5 protein-coding genes are annotated in these 6,237 nt (G+C 66.3%); 2 read left to right on the top strand and 3 right to left on the bottom strand.

Features of this window, described 5'->3' with window-relative positions; all coding sequences use genetic code 11:
• Positions 1 to 126, top strand: a 126-nt coding sequence (locus JKL46_RS33920; RefSeq protein ID WP_201842827.1) for a TIGR02186 family protein, incomplete at its 5' end; no start/stop codon positions are given.
• A 138-nt stretch (positions 127 to 264) separates the two neighbouring features.
• Here the strand turns inward: JKL46_RS33920 and pdeM are convergent.
• Together pdeM and JKL46_RS33910 are read right to left on the bottom strand one after the other, a co-directional pair.
• Positions 265 to 966, bottom strand: coding sequence for a ligase-associated DNA damage response endonuclease PdeM (gene pdeM, locus JKL46_RS33915; protein ID WP_201842826.1), 702 nt, complete (start codon positions 964 to 966; stop codon positions 265 to 267).
• Entirely contained in the window at positions 963 to 3,638 is a 2,676-nt protein-coding gene (locus JKL46_RS33910) for a ligase-associated DNA damage response DEXH box helicase (RefSeq protein WP_201842825.1), read from the bottom strand. Before JKL46_RS33910 ends, pdeM begins: the two co-directional genes overlap by 4 nt.
• A 261-nt stretch (positions 3,639 to 3,899) precedes the next feature.
• Between JKL46_RS33910 and JKL46_RS33905 the strand changes: the two genes are divergently transcribed.
• Positions 3,900 to 4,721 carry an SDR family oxidoreductase gene (locus JKL46_RS33905; protein WP_201842824.1) on the top strand — a complete coding sequence of 274 codons (822 nt, stop codon included), beginning with the start codon at positions 3,900 to 3,902 and terminating at the stop codon, positions 4,719 to 4,721.
• A 320-nt stretch (positions 4,722 to 5,041) separates the two neighbouring features.
• Here JKL46_RS33905 and JKL46_RS33900 read toward each other — a convergent pair whose 3' ends face one another.
• The gene (locus tag JKL46_RS33900) at positions 5,042 to 5,971 is read right to left on the bottom strand and encodes a class I SAM-dependent DNA methyltransferase (RefSeq protein WP_201842822.1); all 930 of its coding nucleotides are present in this window, start codon (positions 5,969 to 5,971) and stop codon (positions 5,042 to 5,044) included.
• Positions 5,972 to 6,237 lie beyond the last annotated feature (266 nt).

Raw genomic sequence — 6,237 nt, 5'->3', positions numbered from 1 at the left:
AAGACCGGCTTCGAGGAGCAGATCGGCGTCATCGCCCGCGACTGGTCGCTCGCCTACGGGCTCGCCACCGCCGCCATCGCCCTCCTCTCCGGTTGGATCGCCAGCGCCATCTTCAGAAGGGATTAGGAAAGGCATCCGTCGACGTCATGGCCGGGCTTGTCCCGGCCATCCCGATACGGTGAAGCGCGGCGCCTCAATTCATCGAGATCACCGGCACCGATCCCCGGATCAAGTCCGGGGAGGTGATGACGAAAGTGGTCGTCCTCAATCCCGGCAGAGCATCGATTTCGCGATCGCGAAGATGCGCTCCGAGCCGATGAGATGGGCGGTAAAGCCCTTCGGAAACAGCGGCTTGAAGGCGGCATCGCAGGCATTGAGCCCGCCCGCATAGGCGCCGAGCGCCGGCATGACGCAACGCTGGCCGTCGGTAAGAAAGCAGCGCCGGCGCGTGGCGCGCCCGCGCATCACCACCTTGCCGACCGGATGCAGATGGCCGGCGATCTCCGCCTGGTCGCCCGCCGCCGGCTCGTGGCGCAGGGTTAGCGAACCGAGCGCCATTTCCTCGACCACCTGCCCGCCGATGCTCTCGGGGAGGACGCGATCATGATTGCCCGTAACCCAGATCCAGTCGCGGCCCGCCTGCACGTCCGCGAGCGTCGTGCGCTCCTCGTCTCCCAGGCGTTCCGGCCCACCGATATCGTGAAACGAGTCGCCGAGCGCGATGACTGTCTTCGGGTCGAAGCGGAACACCGCGTCGCAGAGCGCCACAAGCGTCTCGCGGGTGTCGTAGGGCGGCAGCATCATGCCGCGCCGGGCAAAGGACGAGCCCTTCTCGAAATGGAGATCGGCCACGAGCAAAGCATCGTGGGCGGGAAGATACATCGCCCCCGTCAGGTCGAGCAGCGCCAGTTGCCCCGCAAGCTCGATCTCGTGTGTTGTCTTTTTGTTCTTAACCAATGCCGTCACGCCAAAGCCTCGTCGAGAAGCGTCGCTTCCGCCTCCGCCAGAATCTCGTCCGCATCGTCGCTATAGACGCGCTCGCGGCCGATCTCCAGCATGACGGACACGCTCAAGGGAGATACCCGGTCGAGCGGCTTGTGGATGATTCGCCCCCGGATGCGCTCAAGCATCATGCCGAGGCGCCTCACGTCGAGGAGTCCCGTTGCCGCATCCGCCCGCGCGGCCCGCAGGAGCACATGGTCGGGCTCGTGCTTGCGCAGCACGTCGTAGACGAGATCGGTCGAGATCGTGACCTGACGGCCGGTCTTCTTCTCGCCCGGGAAGCGGCGCTCGATCAGCCCGGCGATCACCGCGCATTGCCGGAAGGTGCGCTTCATGAGCGCCGATTCGGCGAGCCAGGCCTCGAGATCGTCGCCGAGCATGTCCTCGGAAAAGAGCTCGTCCAGGAAATCGGGATCGCGCGCCGCGCGCGCCGCGATGTCGCCCGTGCCGTAGACCGCGATGCCGTAATCGTTCGCCACGAAGCCGAGAGGTTTCAGCTTCGCCCGCTCCAGGCGGCGGGTGAGCAGCATGCCGAGCGTCTGATGCGCGAGCCTGCCCTCGAACGGAAAGCAGGTCATGTAGAAGCGGTTGGCGCGCGGAAAGGTCTCGACCAGAAGATCGCGCGGCCCGGGCAGGATCGAGCGGCGGCGCTGGTGCAGCAGCCATTCCGTCATCTGCGGCGGCAGCCGGTCCCACTCGAACGGGTCGGCGAGGATTTCCCGCACGCGCGCCGCGAGAAAGGTCGAGAGCGGAAACTTGCCGCCCTCGTAGGACGGGATCATCGGATCCGTGCCGGAGCCCGCGCGCGTGACCAGCGCCTCGTCCTCGGAGATGCCCTCGAAGCGCAGCACCTCGCCGGCGAACAGAAACGTGTCGCCCACCGTCAGCGTCTCGGCGAAATATTCCTCGATCTCGCCGAGGATTCGTCCGCGCGGCAGGACGGTGCCTGGACGCGAGCGCATCGATTTCCCAAGGCGCACCTTGATCATGGTGGATTCGACGATGGTGCCGACATTGAGCCGGTATTGCTGCGCGATCCGCGCATCGCGCACGCGCCACAGATCGTCCTTGCCCTTCACGATCTTGGCGAAGCGCTCATAAGCCCGCAGCGCGTAACCACCCGTCGCGACGAAGGCGACGCAGGCCTCGAAATCCTCCCACGACAGATCGGCATAGGGTGCCGCCGAACTCACCTCGTCGTAGAATCCCTCGAGCTTGAACGGTTCGGCGCAGGCCATGCCGAGAATGTGCTGGCAGAGCACGTCGAGGGCGCCGATGCGCGCATCCGGAGTATCCTGCGCCGCCTCGTGCACCGCATCCAGCGCGGCGCGGCATTCGAGAATCTCGAAGCGGTTCGCCGGCACGAGATAGGCTTCCGACGGCTCGTCCATGCGATGGTTCGACCGGCCGATGCGCTGCATGATGCGAGACGCGCCTTTCGGCGCGCCCACATTGACCACGAGATCCACATCGCCCCAGTCGATGCCGAGATCGAGCGTCGCGGTGCAGACGACCGCCTTCAACTTTCCCGCCGCCATCGCCTCCTCGACCCGGCGGCGCTGCGACACGTCGAGCGAGCCGTGATGCAGCGCGATCGCAAGCCCGTCGTCGTTGAGGCGCCACAGCTCCTGGAACGTGTATTCCGCCTGCAGGCGCGTGTTGACGAAGACGAGCGTCGTCTTGTGCGCGCGGATGAGATCGTAGATCGCCGGCATCGACAGCGACGCCGTATGCCCCGCGAGCGGCAGCGGCTCGTCGAGCTCCAGCATGCGGATGTCGGGCTGCGCGCCGCCCTGCACGACCACGAGGTCGGCCATGGGTATTTCCCCTCCCCCTTGCGGGGAGGGGTTAGGGGTGGGGGTGGTATGACTGGGTGAAAGTTCAGCCAAGCTTGGCGTCGTATCGGCAACCGCAATATCTGAATGAAGCACGGCGCTTCGACTTTTCGACCCCCACCCTTCATCCCTCCCCGCAAGGGGGAGGGAAACAGCGGCACGCTGCGGCACCAGATAGCGCCGCAGCTCATCCGGCTCGCGCACGGTTGCGGAAAGCCCCACCGCCGTCACCTGGGGGGCGATCGCCATCAGCCGCGCGAGCCCGAGCGACAAAAGATCGCCGCGCTTCGAGGTGACCAGCGAATGGAGCTCGTCGAGCACCACGCGACGCAAATCCTTGAAGAAATCCCGCGCTTCCGCATGGGCAAGCAGCAGGGCCAATTGCTCCGGGGTGGTGAGCAGGATGTCCGGCGGCCGCTCGATCTGCCGGGCGCGCTTGTGCGAGGGGGTATCCCCCGTTCGGGTCTCGACGCGGATGGGGAGCCCCATCTCGGCCATCGGGATCTCGAGATTGCGGGCGACGTCGGTGGCGAGCGCCTTGAGCGGCGAGATGTAGAGGGTGTGGAGCCCGCGCTTCTCCTTGGCGGTGCCCCGGCTCGGCCCCCGCTCCGTCAGCTCCACGAGGCTCGGCAGGAAGCCGGCGAGCGTCTTGCCGGCGCCGGTCGGCGCCACGAGCAGCACCGAGCGGCCCTCGCGCGCCTTGGCGAGCAGGTCGAGCTGGTGCGACCGGGGCGCCCAGCCCCGGCTCTCGAACCAGTCGCGGAAGATCTTTGGAAGAAGGGAGGGCGGCACGTCGGACATGTGGCCTCAAGATAAGGCCGCCGGAAAGGTTCCGCCATGGCCGGGCATCGCCCCTTTGTCATTCCCGGCCGAAGCGCAGCGGAGGGAAAGGGAATCCATAGCCGCAGCGCCTGTGAGTGGATCCCCTTCCCTCGCCTGCGGCTCGCCGGGGACGACACCGAGGGCGGAACATGTGAACGCATCCCTTTGCCGGCTTGCCATCCGACCTAAGATCCTTACAGGTCGAGGCACGCCAACCGCGATAACCAGAAGGCAAACGCCATGCCAGACGAATTCCAGTTCCAGAACGCCGTCGCCGTCGTCACCGGAGGCACCCAAGGGTTGGGCGAGGCCATCGCCCGCACCTTCGCCGAGCGCGGCGCAAAGGGCATCGTGATCTGCGGCCGCAACGCGGAGCGCGGGCATGCGGTGGCGCGGGAGATCTCGAGCCAAGGTTGCCATACGGAATTCGTGCAGGCCGATCTCGAAAGCGTCGAGGAGGCGCGTCAGGTGACCGCGCGGGCCGACAGCGTGTTCGGGCGGGTCGACGTGCTGGTGAACGCCGCCGGCATCACCGACCGCGGCACCATCTTCGATACGAGCCCGGAATTGTTCGACCGCATGTTCGCGGTCAACGTGCGCGCGCCCTTCTTCCTGATGCAGGAAGCCGCCAAGATCATGCGGCGCGAGAAGATCGAGGGCGCGATGGTCAACATCCTGTCCATGTCGGCCCATGGCGGCCAGCCCTTCATCACCGCCTATAGCGGCTCGAAGGGCGCGCTCGCGACGCTGACCAAGAATGCCGCCTTCAGCCTCATGCCCTGGCGCATCCGCGTCAACGCCCTCAACATCGGCTGGATGAACACGCCCGGCGAGGACCGGATCATCCGGCTTTATCACGGCGCCCAGGACGGATGGCTGGAGAACGCCATGAAGGACCAGCCGTTCGGACGCCTGCTCGAGCCGCGCGAAGTGGCCCGCGCCGTGGCGTTCCTGTCGAGTTCCGAATCCGGCATGATGACCGGCTCGGTGATCGATTTCGACCAGTCGGTGGCCGGCTGCTACGAGAGCGCACCGCACCCCTCGACGCCGTCGCAGGTCTGAGAGCCCAACTCATAAACTCCGCCTTTTCCTGAGAGGCTCGTCGGTCTCTCGCCTCATCCTGAGGAGGTCGCGGAGCGACCGTCTCGAAGGAGGTTCCAGAGCGCGCTGGAGACGCCCTCGTCCTTCGACACGCCGCTATGGCGGCCCTCAGGATGAGGGCCAGAGCATTTTTCGGTGAAGTGGATCCGGTTCGCCGTCAAAAAATGCGGCAAAGCAAAGAAAAGAGCTGATTCCACGCAGGTGGAAACGGCTCTAGAGGTGAGAAATCCTTTTCGAGCAGTCTCTAAGAATGAGGGTGGAGGGAGTTTTACCAAAAATCTTCAGCGCTGCAGAACGGCCAAAAGCCCGGGGACCGGCACGCCGCGGTCCTCCCGGGTCGAGACGTGCTCGAAGATCACCATTGTGAAGCCGACAGCGTCCGCAAGCTCGCGCAGATAAGCCTCACCATGCGCATAGCGGGCATCCTGTCCGAGGATGAAACCCTCGCCGTCATGGGCCTGGACCGTGAAGGCAAAAAGCCCCTCGCGCTTCAGCACCCGATGCGCCTCGCGAAACGCCGCATCGAGCGCCGCCATGTAGACGAACACGTCCGCCGCCACCACGAGATCGACCTCGGCCGGCGGGCGCGCGGCGAGAAACGAGACGAGCTCGCCCTCGTGCAGGGCATCGTAGAGCTTGGTCTTTTCCGCCTTCTCCAGCATGCGCGGCGAGAGATCGACGCCTTCCATGGAGGAGAAGGCACCCTCCAGCGCCTGCGCCATCAGGCCGGTGCCGCAGCCGAGATCGAGGGCAACGCCGAAGCGGTCATCGCGCAGGCGCTTCGAGCAGGCGCGCCGCAGAGCATCGGCGAGGAGCTCCGGGCCGCGATAGGCGAGGCTCTTCGTCAGATGCCGGTCGAATTTCGGCGCGTAATCGTCGAAGAGCGCCCGCACATAACCGTCGGTGATCGCCTCATCCGGGGCAAGCGCGCCGAGCCGGGCGAGATCGAGCCGCACGCCGAGCGCATCCTCCGGCTCGAGCGCCAGAGCCTGGCGCAGTGCGGCCACCGCCTCCTCCTCTGCGCCTGTCTCGGCGGCGGAGCGCCCGAGCATGGCGTGGGCAGGCGCAAAGCCGGGGGCAAGCTCGATCACCTGCCGGGCGAGATCCGCAGCAGCCTCGAAATCGCCCTCGTCGAAGGCCGCGCGGGCATATTCGTAGCGTGTGTCGGCGCGAAAATCGCCGGAGGATCGGACGGTGGTGGATTGCGGCATGGCGTTTGGATGCGGGAGAGAGGGGTGGCTGTCAATGGCGCGCGATCCTTCGCCCGCGCCCTCCCCGTCTTCCGGCCGGGAATGACCCTGCCCCTCCTGCACACCCTCACGTCATCCCCCGGACTCGCGCCGGTGATCGCGATCCCAAAGGCGCCCCGCTCATCATGATCGGACCGGGAATGACACCCGCGCCGTCATGCCCGGGCTCGTCCCGGGCACCCACGTCTTATCCAGCGCGGCGGTTCCTCAAGACGTGGGTGGCCGCA

The sequence above is a fragment of the Microvirga zambiensis WSM3693 genome (assembly GCF_016735695.1).
Classification (GTDB): Bacteria; Pseudomonadota; Alphaproteobacteria; order Rhizobiales; family Beijerinckiaceae; genus Microvirga; species Microvirga zambiensis.
Note: the sequence above shows the minus strand (reverse complement) of the source record. Positions and strands in the feature narration are given on the sequence as shown.